The sequence below is a fragment of the Desulforhopalus sp. genome (genome assembly GCA_030247675.1).
Classification (GTDB): Bacteria; Desulfobacterota; Desulfobulbia; order Desulfobulbales; family Desulfocapsaceae; genus Desulforhopalus_A.
On record JAOTRX010000002.1, the window covers coordinates 397,491 to 420,815 of the forward strand.

Consider the following 23,325-nt stretch of genomic DNA (forward strand, 5'->3'; position numbering starts at 1 on the left):
ATAGTACCCCCCCCTTATTGCCGATAGGCAGTAAGGGGGTTTGTTGTTTCAGGGTGCAAGCGCTTACAGGCCGCGCAGATATTCCGGTTTGAGGCTGACCTTGCCCCGAAGGGCCAGATCGATGAGCTGTAGGGTGGCCTCCTTGTCCTGCGGCAGTTTGGCCTTGATCGGCAGGTAGTTCGAGGCGTGATTGGCATGGAAATAGCCGCCGGTCAGCTCGGTTGCGGCAATCATCACCGCCAGTTCTTCGAGCATCTCTTTGGAGTCAAGGAGTGTGAATTCACCCCGCTCGGTTGCGGCAAAAAGCGGGGTATTAGGCGTCAGCATGAGACTCAGCGCCCCGACATATTCCGGATCTATGGCGGTGAGGACCCGGCCGGTTTCTCGGGCATGAATGAGGGAGCGCTCCCTGCCACCGATGCCGAGGAGGACAGTGATCGATAATTTAATCCCGGCGGCGCGCAGTTTCTTGCCCATTTCGATCATCCGGGCAGCATCCGCGCCCTTGCTGATAGCCTGCAAGGTGACATCATCACCCGATTCAAGGCCCATGTAGGCGATACCCAGGCCGGCTTCCCGCAGTTCACGCAGCTGCTCCGGGCTTTTCATGCGGATACTCTTGGTGTTGGCGTAGGTACCGATTCGCGTCACCCAGGGGAGTTTTGTGCGGATAGCGGCAAGGATGTTAAGCAAGCGCTCCTGCGGCAGGATCAGGGCGTCGCCGTCGCAGAGAAACAGCCGATCCTGGTTGCGGCAATGCTGGGCGGCAAAGTCAATATCGGCAGCGATAGTCTGCTCATCCTTGATAGAAAACCGGGTCCCCTTGTACATACCGCAAAAGGTGCATTTGTTGTGCGAACAGCCGGTGGTTATCTGCAGTAAAATCGAGTAGGCTTCACTCGGCGGCCGGAAGATGTTACCTTGATAGTGCATGGTTTTTGTTTGGCAAAAATAGTTGACGGGGAAAGGATCTTGTACCGCAAGGGCATACGATTCGTTTGAGCAGACGAGCTGCTCTACTCAACTTTGTTTTATACGAACTCAAGGGCTGGGGTGCAATATGGAAAACCTGCACCTGCCGGATTACCATCATGAGAGGAAAGAAAAATGATTCATACTCCGCACGAGCGCTACCCGCATCTTCTGCAAGCCCTCAATCTCGGCTTTGTAACCCTGAAGAATCGAGTTCTCATGGGCTCGATGCATACCGGTCTTGAGGAGGAAAAAAACGGCTTTGAGCGCATGGCAGCGTATTACGCAGCCCGCGCTCGGGGCGGGGTCGGCTTGATCGTCACCGGCGGCGTGGCGCCGAACCGGGCCGGGTGGGTTGCTCCCTTCTCCCTCCGTCTGGCAAAATCCTCGCAAGTGGCGGAACATCGCCTGATAACCGAGGCGGTTCACCGACAAGACGGCAGGATCTGCCTGCAGATCCTCCATGCCGGGCGTTATGGGTACCATCCCTTATGTGTGGCGCCGTCGCCGATCAAGGCACCGATCAACAGGTTTAAGCCGAGGACCTTGAGTGACCGGGGTATCAGGTCGACGATCGGCGACTTTGTGAAAACCGCCATGCTTGCCCAGGAGGCGGGATATGATGGGGTGGAAATCATGGGCTCTGAAGGGTATCTGATCAACGAATTCATTGCCCGCAAAACCAATCTGCGTGAAGATGACTGGGGCGGCTCTTTTACCAACCGCATCCGTTTCCCCCTGGAAATCGTCCGAGGTGTTCGCCGGGCGGTTGGGAGCCAGTTCATCATCATTTACCGGCTCTCGATGCTTGACCTGGTAAAGGGTGGCAGTACCTGGGATGAGGTGGTCATCCTCGCCAAAGAGATCGAGCAGGCCGGTGCGACGATCATCAACACCGGCATCGGCTGGCATGAGGCCCGGGTGCCGACCATCGCCACGGTGGTACCGCGGGGTGGATTCGCCTGGGTGACCAAGAGATTGATGGGCGAGGTGGCAATCCCCCTGGTGGCCACCAATCGTATCAATATGCCGGAGGTGGCGGAGGCGGTGCTGGCGAGTGGTTGTGCCGACATGGTCAGCATGGCCAGGCCCTTCCTCGCTGATCCCGACTGGGTGCAAAAGGCGGCAACCGGCAGGGAGCAGGAGATCAACACCTGTATCGGTTGCAACCAGGCCTGCCTTGACCATATCTTTTCGAGAAAGTCTGCCAGTTGCCTGGTCAACCCACGGGCCTGCCGAGAAACGATTGCCCCCTTTGTTAAGGCCAAATCGCCGAAGATGGTGGCGGTGGTTGGTGCTGGTCCGGCAGGGCTTGCCTGCGCGATTACCGCTGCCGCCAGGGGCCATGCCGTGACGCTTTTTGAGGCAGGAGGTGAGATTGGCGGCCAGTTCCGTCTGGCCCGGCAGATCCCAGGGAAAGACGAGTTTGCCGAGACCCTCAGATATTACCAGCAGCAGATTGTCCTGCAGGGCATTACTCTTCGGCTGCAGACCAAACCAAGTCCAGCCGATTTGCAGCCTTTCGACGCGATCGTCATGAGCACTGGGGTGGGGCCACGGGCTATTAACATCGAGGGCAGTGAGAGCAGCAAGGTCACTCTTTACCCTGAAGTGCTCACCGGCAAAAAAAATGTCGGCACCAGGGTAGCGATTATCGGCGCCGGAGGTATCGGATTTGACATGGCGACCTTTCTCCTTCATCAAAAAAACGGCACGGAAACGGTTGCAGAGTTCATGGGGCAATGGGGTGTTGATATGAGCTACAGTGGTGAAGGCGGCCTGGGCGAGGTGCATAAGGAAACGCCTCGGCGCCAGATCTACTTGTTGCAGCGCAAGACCTCGAAGCCTGGTGCCGGACTTGGCAAGACCACCGGCTGGATCCATCGGTCGATCCTCAAAAAAAATGGGGTGAAGATGCTGGTCGGGGTGGAATATCTGGCAGTGACCGCCGATGGGCTTCGTATCCGTCATGAAGGAAAGGAGCAGCTCCTGAAAGTCGATGATATAGTAGTCTGCGCCGGGCAACTCCCGGAGCTTGGTCTGGCAAAAGAGCTTGACGCCCTGGGAGTGCGCTATCATCTCATTGGTGGCGCTCTGAAGGCGGGCGAGCTTGACGCCAAGAGGGCGATAGCCGAGGGGACGGAGGTGGCTGACCGGCTATAGGGAGAGGTCGTCGCCGGATGCCGGTTGTAAAGGGTAGCTCGTGATCAGTGTGTGTATCGCGCCGCGTTGCGTGAGTTGGCTTTTATAAAGAGCAAAGGCAGATACCGTAAACTCCGGCGTTTGCAGAAAGGCGTTGCCGGCAAGAACCTGCTGGAGGCGATGGATTGGCGGAGCGTTTAACCTCGCCAAGGTCAGGTGCGGCGAATATTTTTGTTTTTCCCGCGGGATAGCAATTGCCGCAAGTTTCTTGTCAATGGCCTGACGGAGAATGGTGAGTTTATCGGTTGGCTGTACTCCGGCCCAAAGAACGCGTGGGGTGCCGCGTGGCGGGAAGGTGCCGACACCGCGCAAACTCAGGACAAATTCCGGCAAAGAGATCTCGGTCAGTGCCCCCTGAATATCCAGAAGCCTGCTGCCTTCCACCTCGCCGATGAATTTCAGGGTGAGGTGCATCTGCTCGACCGGCACCGGCCGGGCGCCTGGAATTGCTCTGCCAAGACCGGCAATCTCGTCCTTTATTGATGGGGGGATGGAAACGGCAATAAAAAGGCGTATCATGACTGCTGCAATTCTGGGTGGTGGTTGAGGTCTGGGGAGTGAAAGTGCACTGCCGCCAGTGTACGCAAAAAAGCCTTGCCGGACAACAGCAAACCATCAATGTCGCTGTCGCCAAGGGCGCCTCGTCGTTGACACAATCTCCTTGATTACCTAGAGTTTTAAGCGGGTAGCAATTTCCCGGGTACTAAAAATCACTCTACTATCTGCCAATGAGGAGCAGGCCATGGATCTGAAGAATACCCGTACCACCATCCTGAATACCGGAAATCCAGAGGAAAAACGAAGAGAGATACTGGACTATTTTCAGAAAACCTTCGACCTCGACGAGCAGCTGTACGACCATCTGGCAAGCGATGCGGCCTTCTACCGGCGTGCCGAGCCGCTACGCCATCCGCTGATTTTCTATTTCGGTCACACCGCCTCCTTTTATATCAATAAACTGAATATCGCCAGACTCATCGACCGGCGGATCAATCCGGCCTATGAATCGATGTTTGCCATCGGCGTCGACGAGATGAGCTGGGACGATCTAAGCGCCAAAAACTACAATTGGCCAAGGGTTGATGAGGTACGAGAATATCGCCACGCAGTCCGTCAACTGGTTACCGAGCGTATCGGTGAGCTGCCGCTGACTATGCCGATAACCTGGGACTCGACATTTTGGGCGATTATGATGGGTATCGAACACCAGCGGATTCATCTAGAGACCTCCTCGGTAATAATCCGCCGCATGCCGATTGACGAGGTCCGGCCTCTTGCCGGCTGGGAGCTGTGTCCCCATGCCGGGGTCGCCCCGGCAAACAGCCTGGTCGCTGTTCCCGGCGGCAAGGTGGTGCTCGGCAAGAACAAGGATCATCCTCTCTATGGCTGGGATAATGAATTTGGCCGGCGTGAAGCGGAGGTCCTCGATTTTGCCGCAAGCAAGTATCTGGTATCGAACGGAGAATATCTGCAGTTTGTTGAGGCCGGTGGCTACGACAAGGAGCAGTATTGGACCGATGAGGGCTGGCGCTGGCGGCAGTTCACCAAGGCCCGTCAGCCGCTGTTCTGGCAGGGCGAGGCGGGAGGGTATCGGCTGCGCACCCTCGCCCGGATCATTGACATGCCCTGGAATTGGCCTGTTGAGGTCAATTACCTGGAGGCAAAGGCCTTCTGCAACTGGCTGGCCGAAAAAAAGGCGGCAAAGATTCGTTTGCCGAGCGAGGATCAGTGGTACCGGCTGCGCGACCTGCACAACATCCCTGATCAGCCCTACTGGCAGACGGCGCCCGGCAATATTAATCTGGAACACTGGGCCTCTTCCTGTCCAGTCGACCGCTTTGCCTTCGGGCAATTCTTCGATATTATCGGCAATGTCTGGCAATGGACGGAGACGCCGATAACCGGCTTTGAGGGTTTTGCAGTCCACCCCTGGTACGACGATTTTTCCACCCCGACCTTTGATACCCAGCACAACCTGATCAAGGGCGGGTCGTGGATTTCAACCGGTAACGAGGCGACTCGCGATTGCCGCTACGCCTTCCGCCGCCACTTCTTTCAGCATGCCGGCTTTCGCTATGTCGAGGCCGATCAAGCCCTTGAGGTGGTTGAGGCAATGTACGAAAGCGACACCGCCGTTTCCCAGTATTGCGAAGCCCATTATGGCAGGACCTTCTTTGATGTGGCCAATTTCCCGGCGGCGTGCGCCAAGATCTGCCTGGAAGTCATGGAGGATAAAAAGAAGGATCGGGCCCTTGATCTCGGCTGTTCGGTAGGCCGCGCCAGTTTTGAGCTGGCTAGGGAGTTCGGCTTTGTCAACGGCCTTGATTTTTCGGCACGGTTCATTCGCATCGCCTATCAGATGCAGGAAAAAGGGGTGATTCGCTACCAACTGCCGGAGGAGGGGGATATCGTTTCCTACCATGAGAAGCGCCTGGTGGATTTAGGCCTTGCGGATACAACGAGCCGGGTGGAATTCTTTCAGGCCGATGCCCTCAACCTCAAACCGCAATTTGCCAATTATGACCTCATCCTGGCCGCAAATCTTCTTGATCGCCTGGCTGATCCACGGAAATTCCTGAGTTCCGTGCACGAGCGGCTCAATGCCGGGGGGATTTTGGTCCTGGCCTCACCCTACACCTGGCTTGCGGAGTTCACCGATCGCGATAAATGGCTGGGCGGCTTTCGCAAGGACGGCGAGCCGTATTTTACCCTGGAGGGTTTGCATGACCTGTTGCGGACGCATTTTTCCATGATTGGCGAACCGCGCGATGTGCCCTTTGTCATCCGCGAGACGCAACGTAAGTTTCAGCATTCCATAAGCCAGGTGACGATCTGGCAGAGAAAAGGGTGATCAGATCTGATGACGAAAAAGACAGTGTTTCGCCGCTATTGCCTGCTTCTCGAATACGATGGCACTAATTTCAGCGGCTGGCAAAAACAGAACGATGCCCGCACCGTTCAGGGTGATCTGTACAAGGCCGCTGCCCGGGTCTTTGGCGATGTACCTATGGACATCCAGGGCTGCGGCCGCACCGACACCGGAGTTCACGCCCTGGAGTATGTCGCCCATCTGGAGGTGGCAAGCATCATGCCACCATCGGCGGTGGCCGGGTTGCTTGGTGACACCCTGCCGAAGGACATCGCGCTCGTGGCAGTTGAACTGGCCGACCCGCGGTTTCATGCCCGGCATAGCTGTATTGCCAGGAGCTATATCTACCAGCTCCGCAACCGCAAATCGGCCTTTGGCAAGCGCTATAGCTGGTGGATTCATGACAAGATGGATCTTGCCGCCATGCAGCGGGCCGGGAAGGTTTTTGCCGGCCTGCACGATTTTGCTGCCTTTGCCGACAAACAAGAACTGAAGAAATCGACCAAGGTCCTGGTGTACCAGGTGCGGCTTTTGACCGACGGTGAACTGATTCGGGTGCGCGTCGTCGGCTCACACTTTCTTTGGCATATGGTGCGGCGAATGGCCGGAGTCATGGTTGAAGTCGGCTGCGGCCGTTTGCCCGAGTCGGAGGTAGCCACCTTGCTGCACACCTCTTCCGCCATCCCCTTCAATAACACCGCTCCGGCGGCCGGACTGTTTTTTGAGAAGGCCTTTTATGACGAGGGCGAGCTGGAGCGGTTTCTAGCCGAGTGATTGTTTTTTACTTACTCTCTGGGCAGTGCCCCACGGAACCAGGAAAAATACACGCCAATAAGGCAGAGCGTGGCCGAGATGAAAAAGACCATGTGCATGCTGCTGAGGAATAAATCGTAATTGTCAGGGGTTATCGCCCGGCGGCCGACAATCAAGGCAAGGACGACCGTGGCTACCGCCATGCTGGCCATCTGGCCGAGCAGACGCATCGTGGCCACTGCCCCGGAGGCCAGGCCGTAGTGGCGCTTTTCGACGGAGCCCATGATGGCGCTCATATTTGGTGAGCTGAACAGGGCAAAGCCGGTGCCAAGGAGGATCAGGTTAATGACGATCAGGTGTACTCCGGTCTCCGCTGTCAGCGTTGCGAACAACGAAACACAGATGACGGTGATCGTCATCCCGGCAGTTGCCAGCCTGCGGGGGTCGATACGGTCCGACAGCCTGCCGGCTATCGGTGAAAGCATGGCCATCATGATCGGCATGGCTATCAGCACGGTACCCGCCGCCTGGGGCGACATGCCTTTGATATATTGAAGGTACAGGCTGAGCAGGAAGGTAACGGCAAAGGTCGCCGAGTAGTTGAGAAGGGCCGCCAGGCTCGAAAACGCGAAGGCCTTGTTGGCGGCGAATAGCTGCATGTCAAAGACCGGAAAGCGGGCTGCCAATTGGTGGCGGACAAAGAGGAAAAACAGCAGAGATCCGCTTGCCAGCAGGATAATGCCGATCAGTTCCGGCAACCGGGTGGCACCGTAGACCAGGGCAAAAATGGCTGAGGCATACAGCAGACAACCGCCAATATCAAGCCGTTGCCCGGGTTCGCCACGCCATTCGCCGCGCAGACAAACCAGGGTCAGGACAAAGGAAAAGAGGCCGAGGGGCAGCATGACCAGGAAGATGCTCCGCCAACCGAAATGTTGGGTCAAAAGACCGCCGACGAAGGGTCCTACCGAGAGGCCGATATACACGGCGGCAACATAGATGCCGATGACCTGTCCACGCCGGCTTGGCGGGAAGATCGAGGTGAGAATGGCCATGCCGGTAGTGACGAACATCGCCGCGCCAAGACCCTGCAGGACCCTGGTTGCTATGAGCAGGGTGACGGAATTGACAAAGGCCGCTGCCCCCGAACCGATGGTATACACCCCCAGGCCAGTTGCAAATACCTTTTTACGCCCATGGATATCGGCTATTTTCCCGGCGGGAACAAGACCCACGGCCACCGCCAGCAGGTAGGCTGTGGCGATCCAGCTGAGCTGGACGGCATCCATGTGGAGCTCGCTCTGGATGGCCGGCAGGGCGACATTTACCGAGGAAATCATATAGGGTCCGATAAAGGAGGTCAGGGTCGCGACAATCAAGGCCGAGCGTTCGAGGCTTGCGGTATTCTTTGTGTCGGCATTTTGCATGATCTATTATCCCGTCGGTTTATCGTTGAAGAAGGCTGAGTAGAACAGCTAATAGCAAAAAAGGGTATTCAGAGCGGTTTTATAGCAACGGCCAGGGTCTGCGCGTCAGGCCGTCGCCAACAGAACTATGGCAACGGTGACATCTCTGGTCAATGTGGTTCCTGCACGTCCGCCAGGGTGCGATACCAAATTTTCAGCCTTCATGTCAACCAATCTCCTCGTCGTGCGTTGTCTTCTGTAGAGGCAGGTTGACTATTCACTATAAAGGAGATTATTGCTATGAAATGTAAGACATTTATTGCTGCCGCAGGGGTTGCTTGTTTTCTGCTTGTTCCTGGTGCCATTGTGAGGGCCGAAGATCGTGGCGACGCCATAGAAGATCGCCTGGATCTTCGGGGAGACCGGATCAATAACCGGCTGGACGCCAGGGGTGATAGGATCGATTACCGGCTGGACGGACGATCGGCACGTGCCGAGGCCAACGGCCATGAGAATCGAGCCCTCCGTCTTGAACGCATGGGTGACCGGATTGACAACCGGCTCGATGCGAGAGGCGACCGGATAGACAACCGGCTGGATCATCGGGGGCAAAGGATCGACCGCCGCTACGACCGTCACCACGATTGATTGGTTGACGATGCTGGGGCTGGTGGGGCAGGGACATCGGTGTACCGTCCCTTGCCGTTATAAAACAAGGTCAGGACATTGCCCAGAGCCACCTCAAAAAACGTCATAGGCCCGGCCAGATATGGATCTCTTTCTGCAATCGATTGAACGGTCGGCATACCGCATGGCGCTCTTTGCCAGCGGGGAACGGGAAGATGCCCTCGATCTGGTGCAGGACGCCATGTATAAATTTGTCGACAAATACCAGGACAAGCCGCGGGAGGATTGGAAACCGCTGTTTTACAAGGTCCTCCACAATGGCATCCGCGATTATGGCCGGCGGAAGACGGTGCGGCGCTGCCTGAGACGATTTGGAATTGGCAGGGCTGAGGATGAGGGTGACGAATTGGAGAAGATTGCCGACACAAAGAGTCCTGATCCCGAACACCGCGCCGGGGTGGGGCAGGCCTATGCCGCCCTGCAGGAGGCCATCTTCCTTCTTCCCGACCGCCAGCGTCAGGCATTTCTGCTGCGCGGCTGGGAGGAACTCAGCGTGGCGGATACCGCGAAGGTCATGGGTTGTACCGAGGGCTCGGTAAAAACGCATTATTTTCGGGCGGTGCAGGTGTTGCAGCGACAGTTGGGGGATTATTGGCCATGACCATAGAAGAGAAAACCTTTGTTGATTCGGCAAAGAGGCTCCTCGACGAGTCACTTGCAGATATCGATGGAGCAACCTTGGCCTCATTGGCCCGCGCCAGGAAGGCAGCCTTGGCTGGTCATAAACCGCAAAAGAGTTTTATCTACCGGCCGTTTTTTTGGTTTGGTTCGGCCGCTTCTCTTGCCGGTGCCATTCTTCTGATAGTTCTGATTATGCCGAAAACCATCGGCCAAGGCCGGTCGGAGCTTGGGCTGGTTGCTGATTTAAGCATAATTACCTCCGAGGAACCTATTGATTTATTTGAAGATATTGAATTCTACGAGTGGATCTCCGCTCTGGAAGGCGAGGCGCCTGCTACCGGTGGTCCTGGCAGTGTTCCTGGTCCTTTTCACGACGGAACAGGGACGATGCCAGTCCCAGGGCCAGAAGGTCGAGGCGCCTGATGCCGAGTTGCTGGAGTTTTTAGGCGCCTTCGAAGATACAGAGTCGGGCTGGGTGGATCCTTTTGAACTGGAAGATATAGCTGCGTTGAGCAGCTTGTCTGCCCAAACGAAACAACTGCCCTTGCGGCCTATGGAGGAGAAAGATGCATCAGCAAAGGGGGACAGCGATGAAATCGAGTAGTCTTCCTGTCTTGGCGAGGTTTTTTGTACTGCTCGTCCTTGCTATGGCGTTGCTCCGCCCATCTGCTGCCGCAGCTCAAGCCTTTGCCGACCTGCCCAAGGAACAGCAAGGTGTGCTGCAGCCCTTTTCCGGAGAATGGCAGACCTTTTCTCCGGAAAAACAGGCGCGTTTGCGCAAGGGCGCTGAACGTTGGCTGGGAATGAATCAGGAGGAGAAGGCCGCGGCCAAAAAACGATTTAAGCAATGGCAGAATCTCAAGCCGGAGGAGCGGCAGGGTATTCGCGAACGTTTCGACCAATACCAGAAGCTCTCTCCCACACAAAAGCAGCGCCTGCGCAGCGCTCGCGAGAGGTTTCGCCAGCTGCCGCCGGAAAAAAGGCAGGAACTGCGACAGCGCTGGCGGTCGCTTGATCCGGAGCAAAGAGCGGCAATGCGCGAGCGGTTTCGCCGGGCGACGCCTGATAGGCGGGAAAGGTTTCTCGATAGATGGGAGAATGCCACACCGGAACAGCGGCAACGGATGCTGGAACGGCGGCAGCAATAATGGCCGATTTGCAGGCTTTGAAATATCAAAAAAGAAGAGAAAGACCTTGGTCAACTGTCACGGCTGTGACAGCCGCATGATCGCCTGATTGGCGATGGTCAGGCCGAAGATGCCGGTGATGGTCGGCAGGCTACCGAGGACATTGCGCTTGCGGCCCCGGTCGGCGTAGGGGCTGGGGGCGATCCCGCCTTCATCTTCCTCTGCTAATTGATACTCAAACTCGATCTTTTCAGTGGAGTAGACACAGGAAATCCCAGGGCCGACGTCGCGCCGGCGCAGGCGTTTACGCAAATGTCTGGCCAGGGGGCAATTGGCTGTATCGAAGAGGTCGCCGCTGCGGATCAAGGCCGGGTCGGTGCGCAGGGCGGCACCCATGGAGCTGATGATCGGGATCCCGCGGACATAGGCACCATGCAGCAGCTGGGTCTTTGGGTTAAGTGAGTCGATGGCGTCGATGAGCAGGTCAGGCCGTGGTTCGAGGATTTGCTCCAGGGTCTCTTCGCCGGCAAAGAGCTGCAGGGCTTCGACTCGACATTCCGAGTTGATCGCCAGGATTCTTTCCCGGGCAACCTCGGCCTTTGGCCTGCCCAGATTGCTTTCCAGGGCAAGGAGCTGACGATTGAGGTTACTTGCCTGGATGGTATCGTAGTCCACCACCCGCAGGTTGCTGATTCCGGCCCGTACCAGTCCCTCGATAACATAGCCACCGACGGCGCCGATACCGACCACCGTCACCATCCGTGACTGGAGCAGGGTAAAACGATCTTCGCCGAGTAGCCGGCGGGTTCGGGTAAATCTATCCATAGTCATAATCTGTGAGGTTTAGAGCACCAAGGGCTTATCTCTTGCGGCAAGCAGCGGAAGATCTGGCAAATTTCCGGGTGACGCAAGGGTTGTCTGCTGCAATTTTCTGTAATTATCCATGAAATCCTAAAGATTGCACCGCCTTTTTCATGCCAAGGGCCAAATCGCAGGTCCAAGCCAAAATGACTTGCCAAGGCCGGTGCCTCCGTGGTAGAAATCCTCCCCCTGCAAACAATTGGTTATTCCGCAAGATCTTTTCCCACATTCAGCAACACCGCACAACCATGTTTCACCTGCCATGGCAGAATGCCGATCCCGAAAATACCGCAACCTGGGCGAGATATACCTCAAAACTCTGCAGCCACTGCGCCGCCTCCTGCTGCGGTCTGCCGGTGGAGGTGAAGGCCACGGATCTGGTTCGCATGGGCCTTATCGACGAGTTTTCTCTAGAGGAAGACCCCAAATACATTGCCAGAAGGCTGATGAAGAAGGGTCTGGTAGAGCATTTTCACGCCAAGACGGCCACTTTCACCCTTGCCAGACGCGCCAACGGCGATTGTCTGTTCCTTGATGAGGCGGCCAGGCGTTGCACCATTTACCATAATCGCCCCGACACCTGTCGCAACCATCCGGGTATAGGGCCGCGCGCCGGCTACTGCGCGTTCAGGATCAAGACCTCCGCTCTTCGTTGAAGTAGCATTCCCTTACCGAGGCAATGGCCTTGTCGTCCCGGGCGATCGCTTCGGCCAGCTGCCAGGTTTCTTTGGCAAAAAGCGGGCGAAGGGGCTGTTCAACGTGGAGAAAATGATTGAAGGCGGCTCGCAGCTGCTGGTCCCATATGTCACTGTAGCTGAGAAGGTCGTCGGGGTAAACGACTGACCGCTCCCCGCCCTCGGCATCCACTGGAAAAGGGGCGATGATATTGAAGGTGCCGTAGTCGTTGGTCAGTTCCTCGCCTACCTTGATATCACGGATGGCCAGCTCAAAACCGTAGGGGGTGAGGCAGCAGTTCGGCCAGAAGCTGTGGTTGATAAACCGCTCGTTGTCCCAGCAAAAGATCAGGTTGCCCTTGTTGTTACGATAGGAATAGGTGAGGATGGCGTCCCGGCAGGGCTCGGACATGCCGTTCAGCTTGGCCATGGGAATCTCCCGGTCGAGGTCGTCAAACACCCAAGTGACAGTGCCGAGGGGGATTCTCTCCGTTGCCACCACGCCGTTGCCCTTGGTGTCGTTAATGTAGGCTACCTTGGTGCAGGGAATGATCATGGTTAGTTATATCGAGGAGATAGGTTTACGCATGAGAATCGCGTGGCCGCCGTCTTCATAATAGCCATAGCGAAATCCATACTGTTCAAAGCCATGTTTTGTATAGAGATTGATGGCGGCGGTATTGCCGTCGCCAACCTCCAGGGTAAGCATATGGCAGCTGGCCTTTTGCGCTCTCTTTTCCAGCTCCGCCAGTAATTTACCGGCAAGTCCCTGGTTCCTTGCGGCGGCGACCATGCCAAATGAGTAAATCCGCATTTTTCTGCTGTTTTTTCGGGAGAGCAATACGGCATAGCCGATGATTTCTGGCGCTTGCAGTCGTCTGGCAACGATGACATGGGCGTGGCGTATCAGGTGCCGCAGACTCTTTTTCGAACAGCGGTCGGTATGGAAAAGCGCAATCTCCAGGGCGGCCAGCTGGTCGACATCGGCAACGACGGCCGGGCTAAAGACAACCTCTTGCCCCGTCATTTGTGCTGTTTGTGATTGAGGCGGTTGACAAATTCCCGGAGGATGATCCGGTAGAGCTCGTTACCCATGATCTTATCCTCGACACCGTGCTCGATGGAAGGGTTGTCGTTGATCTCAATGACCATCGGCTGGTCGTCGATCACCTTGATGTCGACTCCGTACAGGCCCTTGCCGACCAATGTGGTGGCCCTGACGGCCAGCTTGCGCACCTTGGTGGGGATATCATAGAGGGGGATGGTCTGGTAGCCGCCTTCCTTGGGGATGCCGTTGGCCCGGTGCTGGATGATCTGCCAGTGGCCGCGGGCCATGTAGTACTTACAGCCATAGATGCATTCGCCACCGAGAATGCCGATACGCCAGTCATAATCGGTCGGCAGGAATTCCTGGACCAGGAGAATCGACGAGCGGTAAAAAAGTTCGGCAATGGTCTTTTCATATTCCTGCTGGTTGGTGACCCTGGTGACGCCGATGGAGAACGAGCCATCCGGCACCTTGACCACCATGGTTTTACCAAGGGCCTGACTAAGTTCCTGGTAGCTTGCCGGGTTGGTCTTAAAAACCAGGCGCGACTGCGGACAGGGGACCTTCTCCCGGTCGAGGAGTTCCTTCAGGTAGACCTTGTTGGTGCAGCGGATGATCGAGGTCGGGTCGTCGATAACCACCATATCACCTTGCTGGGCCTTCTTGGCCAGCTGGTAGGTGACGTGGTTGACCGCCGTTGTCTGGCGGATGAACAGGGCGTCGAACTCCATCAGCCGTGAGGAATCGTCGGCGGTGATCAATTCGGCGTTGATATTCATTTTTTTCGCCTCGGAGACAAAGAGATGCAGCGCCGACAGGTTGCTGGGCGGGATCTTTTCCTTCGGGTCGTGGAGGATGGCCAGGTCGTAGCCGAAGGGCTTGCGGCTTTTCGGATATCGCCAGATCTTTTTATTGAAGCGGTCGATGGCGTTGGCGAAAAGGGTCTGCTGGGCATCGTCAAGTTCGCTGAGGGCCATGGTTCGAAAGTGTTCGAGCTGGGTGAACTTGCTGTCGGAAAAGGTCGCCCGCAGCATGGGAAAGGGGAACTGGTCGAAGATAAATTTGGCAAGACGCCGCAGTGATGGGTCTTCGCAGTCGCCAAAAAAGATATCGAGGGTGCAGGCCGAGGCGTCGCCATGGGGCGTAGGGCTGCCGCAGACCCAGGAATGGCAGGTTTTCTTGAGCAGGCCCTGGAGCTTGATGGTACGGTCGCAATCAAGGCTGTTGATGGCATCGACGGAGGGGATGACCTTGTGTTTACGGGCCTGCGCCAGCAAGGAGCAGTAGTAACCTTCGGAGTTGTAGCTGAGATCACTGCATAAATTGATAATCAGCAGCCGCTCCTGGCTCAATTGCTCATTTTGCAGGTATTCTCCGGCGGTAATGGTGCTCTCGGTTTCGTAATAAGGTTTCCAGTCGGAGGCCTTATCGAGGATAATCAGGGTGGTATGCATGGTTATACCGCAAGGGCATAAGTTACGTTTGAGCAGGCAAGCTGTTCAACTCAGCTTTAAACCTTAAGCTGCCGACCGGATTCGTCAAGATACCGGCCGGCAGATGGGTGTTCCGGCAAAGCGCAGTTGGTATTCCTGGTGCAGACGCTTACCCGTGGATCCGTTCTTTGATTGGGATGTAGCAATACGACTTCGGCCCGATATACTCGGCGCGGGGGCGAATGAGTTTGTTGTTGCTCCATTGTTCAAGTATGTGTGAGGTCCAGCCGATGGTCCGGCTTATGGCAAAAATCGGGGTAAAGAGATCCGTTGGTAAACCGATGGCGTGGTACAGAGACGCAGTATAGAGGTCAACGTTGGGGAAGACCTTGGTTTTTTCGACCACAACCTTCTGGATTTCCTGAGTGATTTCGAAGAATGTGGTGTCACCGGCCCTTTCTGATAAAATCCTGGCGTAGTCACGCAATGGGTCAACGCGCGGATCTTCACAACGGTAAACCCGGTGGCCAAAGCCGGGGATCTTCTCTTTCGCCGCCAGCTTGTTCTCGATGTAGGCCCGGGCCTTGCCGGGTTCACCGATCTCTTGGAGCATGAGCATGACCTCGGTATTGGCGCCGCCATGCAGCGGGCCTTTCAGGGTGCCGATCGCCGAGGTTACCGAGGAATAGATATCGGCCATGGTCGAGGCGGTGACCCGGGCGGAAAAAGTCGAGGCATTGAGTTCATGGTCGGCGTGGAGGATAAGGGCGGCGTCGAAGGCCTTTTCAACCACCGGGTCGGGTTCTTTGCCGAACAGGGCGTAGAGAAAGTTATAAGCTATGCCGTGACCGGGAAGGGGCTTCAGCGGCTCTTTGCCCTCGCGCAGCCGCTGGTGGGCGGCGATAAGCAGTGGGATGCGCAGGGCAAGGCGCTGTGCCTTGCGCAGGCTGGCGTCGAGGCCGGTATTGCCGCTGTCCGGGTCCCAGTGGCCTAGGGAGGAAACGGCGGTACGGATGACCTCCATCGGCGTAGCGGCCTTGGGAAACATCCTGAGGATCATCACCGTTTCGATGGGCAGGGCCATGGAGCCGGTAAATCCGGCAAGAAATGCCTTGAATTCGGTGGGTCGCGGCAGTGCCCCGTACCAAAGAAGGTAGGCAACCTCTTCAAAGGTCGAATGCTTGGCGAGTTCAATGGCATCGTATCCGCGATAGATCAGGGTGCCGGCATCGCCGTCGATATAGCAGATCTCGGACTCACAGATGGTGATGTCGGCAAGTCCGAGACCGACATTTTGTGATGGGGCCTCCTTTTCCGCCGTGCTTGACATGGTACTTCCTCCGTTAGTGTGTGCAAATGTTGATTGATGGGTGTTGCGATTATACCACAGATACTGGTGGCCTTGGTTTTTTTGATCGACCCTTCAGCCACTGCTGCAGCTTTTCCATGTAGATGTAAAAGACCGGGGTGACGTAGAGGGTCAGTGTCTGGGAAAACAGCAGGCCGCCGACCACGGCAAGGCCAAGGGGCCGCCGCGACTCAGCACCGGCGCCGTAGCCGAGGGCGATCGGCAGGCCGGCCATCAGCGCCGCCATGGTGGTCATCATGATCGGCCGGAAACGGATGATGCAGGCCTCATGGATCGCCTCCTCCGCGCTCTTGCCCTGGGCCTGCGCGACTACCGCGAAGTCGATCATCATGATGCCGTTCTTTTTCACCAGGCCGATGAGCATGATGATGCCGACAAAGGCGTAGATCGACAGCTCGGTGTTGAAGAGGAGCAGGGTCAGCACCGCGCCGAATCCGGCAAAGGGCAGGGCGGTGAGGATGGTCAGCGGATGGATGAAGCTCTCGTAGAGGATGCCGAGGACGATATAGATGACGACGATGGCCAGGGCGAGCAGCCAGCCCATGCTGCCCTGGGCCTCCTGAAACTGCTGGGCGTTGCCCTGGAAGGAGGCGTTGACGCCGTCGGGCAGGACGGTGGCGTTGAGTTTTTTCAGATCGGCGAGGATATCACCCAGGGCGACACCGGGTTTGGTGTTAAACGACAGGGTAACCGACGGTAACTGGCCGGTATGATTGATGGACAGGGGGCCAACGCCTTGCCGCAGCGCTGCCACCGAGGTGAGCGGCACCAGCTTGCCCTGGCTGGAGCGGACGTAGAGCTTGTCGAGTACCGAGGCGTCGGTGCGGTAGCGCGGCTGGAGCTCCATGATGACGTCGTACTGATCGGTGGCGCCGTTGATCGTCGAGACCACCCGGGTACCGTAGGCACTGTACAGGGTTTCTTCGACCTGTTTTGGCGAGATACCAAGGAGCAGTGCCCGGTCGCGGTTGATCTCGATGTTCAGCTCGGGGTTCTCCAGCTGCAGGTCGCTGGAGACGTCAAGGAGGCTCGGCATCTCCTTCATCGCCAGTTCGAGTTTTTTTGCCGACGAGTACAGGAGGTCGAGGTCGATGGCCTGCAGGGTCATCTGATACTGGCTGCGGGCACGGCGGCCGCCGATGTTGACCGGCGGGCGGTTGATGGGCATGGCGCGGATGCCCGGCACTGAGTTGAGCTGCGGCCGGAGGATCTGGATGACCTGATCGACCGATTCCTTGCGCTGCGCCCGAGGCTTGAGGACGACGAGCATGAAGGCCGAGGAGTCGACGTCGACCATGAAGCGGTCGACGTTGGGGTTTTTCTGGAGGATGGCCGCCAGCCGCATGGAGTTGCCGACCACCGAAGGCCAGGATGCATCCTGCGCCGTTTCCGTTGAAATCATTATCATATCGCGATCTTCCGCGGGGATGAAGCCTTTTGGCACGAGAGCGAACAGGTACACCGTGCCGGCCAGCATGATCAGGGAGAACAGCAAAGTGGCGAGGCGGTGGCGGAGGACAAAGAGCAGGCTGCGGTCATACCAGCCGACCATTGCCTGATATATCCGCTCGGTGGCCTGGTAGATTTTTCCGTGGCGGATGAGGTGCGGCTCACGGAGAAAACGGCTGGCGAGCATCGGGGTCAGGGTCAGGCTGATGATGCCGCTGACGAGAACCGCTATGCCAATGGTTACGGCGAACTCCCGGAACAGCCGGCCCATCATGCCGCCGAGGAAGAACAGGGGAATGAAGATCGCCACCAGGGAAATAGTCATGGAGACGATGGTGAAGCCGACCTCTTTTGCCCCGTCGAGGGCGGCCTGCATGCGGCTCTTGCCCATCTCCATATGACGGACGATGTTCTCCAGCATGACGATGGAGTCATCGACGACAAAGCCGACCGACAGGGTGAGGGCCATCAGTGACATATTGTCGAGGCTGTAACCCAGCGTGTACATGACGGCGAAGGTACCGACGATGGACATCGGCAAGGACAGGCTGGGGATGACTGTCGCCGAGATATTGCGGATAAAGAGAAAGATGACCATGACCACCAGGGCGAGGGTGAGGGCCATGGTGAACTGGATATCCTCGACCGAGTCCTTGATCGGCAGGCTGCCGTCGCGGAGAACGGTGAGTTTGGTCGAGGCCGGCAGGGACTCGGTAAGGCCCGGCAGGGTGGCCTTTACCGCCTCGGCCACCGCCAGGGTGTTCATCCCCGGCTGCTTGTAGACGGCGAGAAAGATCGACTGGGCCTTGCTGTCTCTGGTGAAGAACCAGGCGGCCGACTGGTCGTTCTCGACGCTGTCAAGGACTGTGGCGATTTCTCTCAGATGCACCGGCCGGCCGGCCCGCACGGCGACGACGATCTCGGCATACTCCTTTGCTTCGTTCAGCTGGCCGTTTGACTGCAGGGTGACTCGGCGCCGCTCGTCGTTCAGCTGGCCCATCGGCCGGTTGCTGTTCTGGGCATCAATGGCGGCAGCGACCTCACCGACATCGATGCCCAGGCCCTGCATGGCCACTGGATCGAGCTGGACGCGCACCGCGTATTTCTGTGAACCGCGCACCTGCACCTGGGCGACGCCCTGGATGGTCGACAAACGCTGGCTCATGGTCTGGCCGTAGCGATCGAGGGCCGGCAGGGGCAGGGTCGGGCTGGACAGCGAGATATAGAGGATGGGGATATCGGCGGGATTGGCCTTACGAAAGGTTGGCGGCGCGGGCATACCGTCCGGCAGGCGGCGGGTCGCCGAGCTGATCGCCGACTGCACGTCCTGGGCGGCGGAATCGATGTCGCGCTCCAGGGAGAACTGCAGGGTGATCTGGGTGCGGCCGGTGGTGCTCACCGAGCTCATCGAATCGATGCCGGCGATGCTCGAAAACTCCTTCTCAAGGACGGTGGCCACCGAGGCGCCCATGGTCTCCGGGCTTGCCCCCGGCAGATTGGCAGTGACGTTGATGGTCGGATAGTCGACGTTGGGCAGGTCGCTGACCGGCAGCTGCCTGTAGGCGATGAGACCGAAGAGGAGGATGGTCAGCATGGTCAGGACGGTCATGACCGGCCGGCGGATGAAGATATCGGACATGGAGATCATGGCGTGGCCTTTCCTTTGGCCTGGCTATCCGTCCCCTCGCCTGCTTTCTTGCCCTTGCCCTGCTCCTCGACCCGGCTGCCGTTCACCAGCTGAAGCTGGCCTTCGGTGACCACCTTTTCGCCCGGGATCAATCCCGATTCGATGACCGTCATCCCGTCGAGACTTATCCCGGTGGCTACCTGACGGTCCTCGACGGTGCCGTCATCCTTTACCACAAAGATGTGCGGACCCTTCTGGCTGAGTTGTACCGCGGTGGCCGGCACGACGGTGAGGCCGGGGCGGGAGGTGAGACGCAGACGGACATCAGTCATCTGTCCCGGCCAGAAGGTCCGTTCGCTATTGGCGAACTCCGCCTTGAGGCGCAGGGTTCCGGTGGTCTGGTCGATGGTATTGTCGAGAAAGGCGAAGGTCGCGGGCAACGGCCCGCCAGGGGAGGCGAGAAAGATCTGCAAGCTACCCTCGTTGCGGTACTTAACGATATCGGAAAAATGCCTGCCGGGGACGGAAAAGGCGATCTTGATCGGCGCCACCTGATTGATGGTCAGCATCGCCGTATCGGCGTTTGCCTTAATGAGGTTGCCTTCGGTCACCTGCAGTTCACCGGTGCGGCCGTCGATGGGGGCGAAGATCGTGCAGTATTCCAGCTGCAACCGGGCGTTTTCCACCGCCGCTTCATCCGCCTTGATGGTCGCGGCAAGGGTCGCCACCTTGGTGGCCGCCTGCTCGGTTTGCTCGGTGGAGACATAGCCCTTTTTCACCGCCTTGCCGTAACGTTCGAGTTCCTGACGGGCGAGGTCGAGCTGCGCCCGGTCACGGATTAAAGTACCCTGCGCCTGGTTGAGCATGGCGGTAAAGGGGCGCGGGTCGAGGGAAAAGAGCGGGTCGCCCTTCTTCACATCATCGCCTTCCTTGAAATGGATACGCTGCAGGGTGCCGGTGACCTGCGCCTTAACCGCCACCGAGGCATTGGGCTCGGCGGTGCCGATGGCCTGGATCTCCACTGGAACCATTTGTTTGTCGCTGATGCCGATGGTTACCGGCACGGCGCGCTTTTTCGGACCGGCCTCGGCCTTGGCCTTACCGTTCGAGGTGTCGGAGCATCCGCCAAGGCTAAGAATGGCAAGAAGCAGCAGGAGAATTGGTGTTTTCAGGACTGGGCTGATAGCCCTTGTTGTGGGAGAGACGGTGATGGTCATGTCGGATTGTATGCGGGTGGAATTTTATCAACTTCCGAAGGCTCGGTGTTTTCGCCCTGCCAGCCACCGCCAAGGGCCTTGAAGATAGCTACCAGCGAGAGGGTCAGCCGCTGCCGGCTCTGCGCCAGTTGGTCTTCGGATTGGTACAGGGCCCGTTCACTTTGCAGGACATCGAGGAAACCGGTAAGCCCCGCCTCATACATGCCATTGGCGGTGGTCACTGCCTTTTTGCCGGAAGCGACGGCCTTGGTGAGAATGCCTTGGGTGTCCTGCTCAGCGGCAAAGGCGACGAGGGCATTCTCCACCTCGGCAAGGGCCGCAAGGACCGTCCCCTGGTACTCGGCCAGCGCCTGGTCGCGGCGGGCCTTGCCGATCTCAATACCGGCACGGATCCTTCCCTGGTCGAACAGCGGCAGGGATAGTGTCGGACCGATCGACCAGTAGCGGCTGCCGCTGGAGATCAGGTCGGAGAGGTTGCGGCTCTGCAGGCCGAGGAGTCCGGACAGGGAGAATTTAGGAAAGAGTTCGGCGGTGGCAACACCGATTTCGGCGGTGGCCGCTGCCAGCCGCCGCTCGGCGGCGCGAATGTCCGGGCGCTGGCGCAGTAGCTCCGACGGCAGGTTGACCGGTATCTGCGGCGGCACTTGGAGATCGCCGGTTTCTTTCGACAAACGGCTCGTCAGGCTGGCCGGGGCCTGGCCGAGAAGGATGGCCAGCTGGTGCATTGCCTGCTGTATTGAACGCTGGAGTGCCGGAAGTGCCGCCTTGGTAAGGGCCAGCTGGGTCTCGGCGTTCATCAGGTCGAGTTCATTGCCCAGGCCCATCTGAAAACGTCCCCGGACCAGTTCGACGGTCTTTTCCTGGGCGGCGATATTATTGCGGGTTGTGACGAGCCGGCTCTGGTTGCCGCGTAGATCGAGATAATTACTCGCCACCTCCGCCTGCAGGGAGACGAGGACATCGCGCATGTCCTCGTGGCTGGCGGCGAGATTGGCCTCGGCAGCCTCTTTCGCCCTTTGCACACCGCCGAAGAGGTCGAGTTCCCAGCCGGCATCAAAGCCGAGCTGGAAGAGATCCTGCCTGCCGCCGGTTGAGCCGGTGTTGTCGCTGCGCCGGCTGGTACTTGCCCCGCCAGAGGCATCGAGAGAACCGCTTGCCCCGGCAATTATCCTCTGCGCCCTTGCCTCGCGAATTCTCGCTTCCGCCTTGCGCAGGCTGGGGTTGGCAGCGGTAGCCTCCGCTATCAGGGATTCGAGGAGCGGGTCATTGAATACGGACCACCATTTTGCGGATGTGCGACCCGGAGTGGGATCGATGACCGGGGTGGCGGCGTTCCACTGTTGTGGCATCTCCTGCGGCGGCGGTTGATAATTGGGGCCGACGGCGGTGCAGGCGGCAAGACAAAGAATGAACGCCGTGCCAAGCACACGCGGGGCGATTTGCCGACTATCGATTTTCATTCGGAGAAGTTCCTTGGGCGGTGGTGCAATTGTTTTTATCTTGGAGCGTGGTTTGGCCTTCCTGCCGGCGGGTTGCCACCTGTTTCTTAATGAGGGAGGAGGTGAGAGAAGACATTAAAACAAAGGTTTTCTTTGCGCAAGGCGGATCGCCTCCTACGGCTGATAAAATGCCGGGGATTTACCGGGAATAGGGCAGGCAATCAGCGCCAAACCGGAGAGAAAGGGATTGTTTGAAATAACTTGACCACATCGGTTATATTCGTTACGGCTCTCATAGACTGTTTATATCCGTACGCTTGTGGATAAGGCCCTTTAAGATAACCATGATATCTATCTGATATGCTGGCTTGTAAGGCCTATGGAAAAGACTGATACCCCAATGGCAACCTGCACTACAAGGGAACATCACCTCCCCGAGGCGGCGATCGGAACAGCGAGAAAACTGCTGAGTGTCCATTTTGCTCCGCCGAAGGCCACCAGAAAGGCCTATATCCAGGCCGGATTGCATGCCGATGAAGCACCGGGATATCTGGTTGCGGCGCGGCTGGTGGAATTACTCCACCGGGCGCATGCGGCAGGGGAGATCTGCGAGGAGATCATCGTTGTCCCGGTCGCCAATCCGATAGGCTTAGCCCAGTGGGGCACCGATACCGTGCAGGGCCGATTTGATGATAGCGACCATGTCAATTTCAACCGGCGCTACTATGATTTGGTTGACAGCATTGTCGAAAGAATGCAGGGTCTCCAGCAGGAGGATGGTGCGGCCAATGTCCGGTTGATCAGAAAGCAGCTGAGGGAGATCCTCCGGGAGAAAAAGCCCACAACCGAGGGAGAATCCCTGAAACACTTGCTCCTCAGCCTCTCCTGCGATGCCGACATTGTTCTTGATCTGCACTGTGATCATCAGGCAGTGCTGCATGTCTATATGGGCAAGGCCCTGTGGCCGGAGGGAGCCGACCTGTCCGCCCAGATGGGTGCCATGGCGACCCTGCTGGCCGATGATTCGGGCGATATGCCTTTTGATGAGGCCAACAGCAAGATATGGTGGGAATTGGCCAAGAAATTTCCCGAGGCGGCGATTCCACCTGCCTGTCTCGCTGCGACCATTGAATTGCGTGGAGTTGCCGACACGGATCCTGAACACACCGAACAAGACGCCCGGAACCTCTACTTCTTCTTGCAGCGGCGCGGCTTTATCAGCGGGCATACACCGCCACTGCCGGCACTTTTTGCTGAAGCAACGCCACTTGCAGGAGTGGACTATTTGACCTCGACGGGCGCAGGCATTCTTTCCTATCTCAAGCAGCCAGGCGATTTGGTGGCTGCCGGTGAGGCGGTGGCCCTGGTTACGCAACCCATGAAAAATCCCGGTACAGGGGCCAAAGTAGCCATTGCCAGCCGGACATCGGGGGTGTTTTTTGCCCGTTCAGCCGATCGTTTCGCACGACCCGGAAAAATCATTGGTAAGGTTGCCGGATCGGCCGTTCTTGAAGGTAAAGGGCCATATCTCTTAACTTTTTAAATAGCTGAGTTGCGCAGCTGGTCTGCTT

20 protein-coding genes are annotated in these 23,325 nt (G+C 57.7%); 9 read left to right on the plus strand and 11 right to left on the minus strand.

Translation table 11 applies throughout. The features are described from left to right. Positions 1 to 63 precede the first annotated feature (63 nt). Positions 64 to 933: a radical SAM protein gene (locus OEL83_01795; GenBank protein ID MDK9705757.1), complete on the minus strand. Its 870-nt coding sequence runs from the start codon at positions 931 to 933 to the stop codon at positions 64 to 66. Between the two features lie 174 nt (positions 934 to 1,107). Between OEL83_01795 and OEL83_01800 the strand changes: the two genes are divergently transcribed. Next, positions 1,108 to 3,135: an FAD-dependent oxidoreductase gene (locus OEL83_01800; protein ID MDK9705758.1), complete on the plus strand. Its 2,028-nt coding sequence runs from the start codon at positions 1,108 to 1,110 to the stop codon at positions 3,133 to 3,135. Here OEL83_01800 and thpR read toward each other — a convergent pair. After that, entirely contained in the window at positions 3,130 to 3,693 is a 564-nt protein-coding gene (thpR, locus tag OEL83_01805) for an RNA 2',3'-cyclic phosphodiesterase (protein ID MDK9705759.1), read from the minus strand. The genes OEL83_01800 and thpR overlap by 6 nt on opposite strands. A gap of 223 nt (positions 3,694 to 3,916) precedes the next feature. Here thpR and ovoA point away from each other — a divergent pair, with 223 nt between their 5' ends. Beyond that, complete coding sequence (ovoA, locus tag OEL83_01810; protein MDK9705760.1) at positions 3,917 to 6,025, plus strand: 5-histidylcysteine sulfoxide synthase; 2,109 nt, start codon at positions 3,917 to 3,919, stop codon at positions 6,023 to 6,025. A gap of 9 nt (positions 6,026 to 6,034) precedes the next feature. After that, positions 6,035 to 6,817 carry a tRNA pseudouridine(38-40) synthase TruA gene (gene truA / locus OEL83_01815; GenBank protein MDK9705761.1) on the plus strand — a complete coding sequence of 261 codons (783 nt, stop codon included), beginning with the start codon at positions 6,035 to 6,037 and terminating at the stop codon, positions 6,815 to 6,817. Positions 6,818 to 6,828: 11 nt separating this feature from the next. Here truA and OEL83_01820 read toward each other — a convergent pair whose 3' ends face one another. Next, entirely contained in the window at positions 6,829 to 8,223 is a 1,395-nt protein-coding gene (locus OEL83_01820) for an MFS transporter (protein ID MDK9705762.1), read from the minus strand. 279 nt (positions 8,224 to 8,502) lie between these two features. On the opposite strand from OEL83_01820, the gene OEL83_01825 reads away from it, so the two are divergent. From OEL83_01825 to OEL83_01840, 4 genes are all read left to right on the plus strand, one after another. Next, positions 8,503 to 8,850, plus strand: coding sequence for a hypothetical protein (locus OEL83_01825; GenBank protein ID MDK9705763.1), 348 nt, complete (start codon positions 8,503 to 8,505; stop codon positions 8,848 to 8,850). Positions 8,851 to 8,971: 121 nt separating this feature from the next. Continuing rightward, positions 8,972 to 9,490 carry an RNA polymerase sigma factor gene (locus OEL83_01830; protein ID MDK9705764.1) on the plus strand — a complete coding sequence of 173 codons (519 nt, stop codon included), beginning with the start codon at positions 8,972 to 8,974 and terminating at the stop codon, positions 9,488 to 9,490. Continuing rightward, positions 9,487 to 9,933: a DUF3619 family protein gene (locus tag OEL83_01835; GenBank protein MDK9705765.1), complete on the plus strand. Its 447-nt coding sequence runs from the start codon at positions 9,487 to 9,489 to the stop codon at positions 9,931 to 9,933. Before OEL83_01830 ends, OEL83_01835 begins: the two co-directional genes overlap by 4 nt. A 143-nt stretch (positions 9,934 to 10,076) precedes the next feature. Beyond that, positions 10,077 to 10,658, plus strand: a complete 582-nt coding sequence (locus OEL83_01840; protein MDK9705766.1) for a DUF3106 domain-containing protein — start codon at positions 10,077 to 10,079, stop codon at positions 10,656 to 10,658. Between the two features lie 57 nt (positions 10,659 to 10,715). Here the strand turns inward: OEL83_01840 and OEL83_01845 are convergent, their stop codons facing one another. Next, positions 10,716 to 11,462, minus strand: coding sequence for a tRNA threonylcarbamoyladenosine dehydratase (locus tag OEL83_01845; GenBank protein MDK9705767.1), 747 nt, complete (start codon positions 11,460 to 11,462; stop codon positions 10,716 to 10,718). Between the two features lie 284 nt (positions 11,463 to 11,746). Here OEL83_01845 and OEL83_01850 point away from each other — a divergent pair, with 284 nt between their 5' ends. Beyond that, a complete protein-coding gene (locus OEL83_01850; protein ID MDK9705768.1) occupies positions 11,747 to 12,154 on the plus strand; it encodes a YkgJ family cysteine cluster protein in 408 nt (135 codons plus the stop codon). On the opposite strand, the gene OEL83_01855 is transcribed toward OEL83_01850, so the two are convergent. From OEL83_01855 to OEL83_01885, 7 genes are all read right to left on the minus strand, one after another. Beyond that, positions 12,132 to 12,728, minus strand: a complete 597-nt coding sequence (locus OEL83_01855; GenBank protein MDK9705769.1) for an SET domain-containing protein — start codon at positions 12,726 to 12,728, stop codon at positions 12,132 to 12,134. The two genes, OEL83_01850 and OEL83_01855, sit on opposite strands and share 23 nt — an antisense overlap. A 6-nt stretch (positions 12,729 to 12,734) precedes the next feature. Then, positions 12,735 to 13,199, minus strand: coding sequence for a GNAT family N-acetyltransferase (locus tag OEL83_01860; protein MDK9705770.1), 465 nt, complete (start codon positions 13,197 to 13,199; stop codon positions 12,735 to 12,737). Further along, on the minus strand, positions 13,196 to 14,674 hold the full coding sequence (locus OEL83_01865; GenBank protein ID MDK9705771.1) for a RimK family protein: 1,479 nt from the start codon (positions 14,672 to 14,674) through the stop codon (positions 13,196 to 13,198). Before OEL83_01865 ends, OEL83_01860 begins: the two co-directional genes overlap by 4 nt. 148 nt (positions 14,675 to 14,822) lie before the next feature. Next, positions 14,823 to 15,983: a citrate synthase gene (locus OEL83_01870; protein MDK9705772.1), complete on the minus strand. Its 1,161-nt coding sequence runs from the start codon at positions 15,981 to 15,983 to the stop codon at positions 14,823 to 14,825. Positions 15,984 to 16,032: 49 nt separating this feature from the next. Beyond that, positions 16,033 to 19,119, minus strand: a complete 3,087-nt coding sequence (locus tag OEL83_01875) for an efflux RND transporter permease subunit (protein MDK9705773.1) — start codon at positions 19,117 to 19,119, stop codon at positions 16,033 to 16,035. Continuing rightward, a complete protein-coding gene (locus OEL83_01880) occupies positions 19,116 to 20,315 on the minus strand; it encodes an efflux RND transporter periplasmic adaptor subunit (GenBank protein MDK9705774.1) in 1,200 nt (399 codons plus the stop codon). Before OEL83_01880 ends, OEL83_01875 begins: the two co-directional genes overlap by 4 nt. Then, on the minus strand, positions 20,312 to 21,775 hold the full coding sequence (locus OEL83_01885; protein MDK9705775.1) for an efflux transporter outer membrane subunit: 1,464 nt from the start codon (positions 21,773 to 21,775) through the stop codon (positions 20,312 to 20,314). Before OEL83_01885 ends, OEL83_01880 begins: the two co-directional genes overlap by 4 nt. Positions 21,776 to 22,133: 358 nt before the next feature. On the opposite strand from OEL83_01885, the gene OEL83_01890 reads away from it, so the two are divergent. Further along, complete coding sequence (locus OEL83_01890) at positions 22,134 to 23,297, plus strand: M14 family metallopeptidase (protein ID MDK9705776.1); 1,164 nt, start codon at positions 22,134 to 22,136, stop codon at positions 23,295 to 23,297. The last annotated feature ends 28 nt before the right edge of the window (positions 23,298 to 23,325 follow it).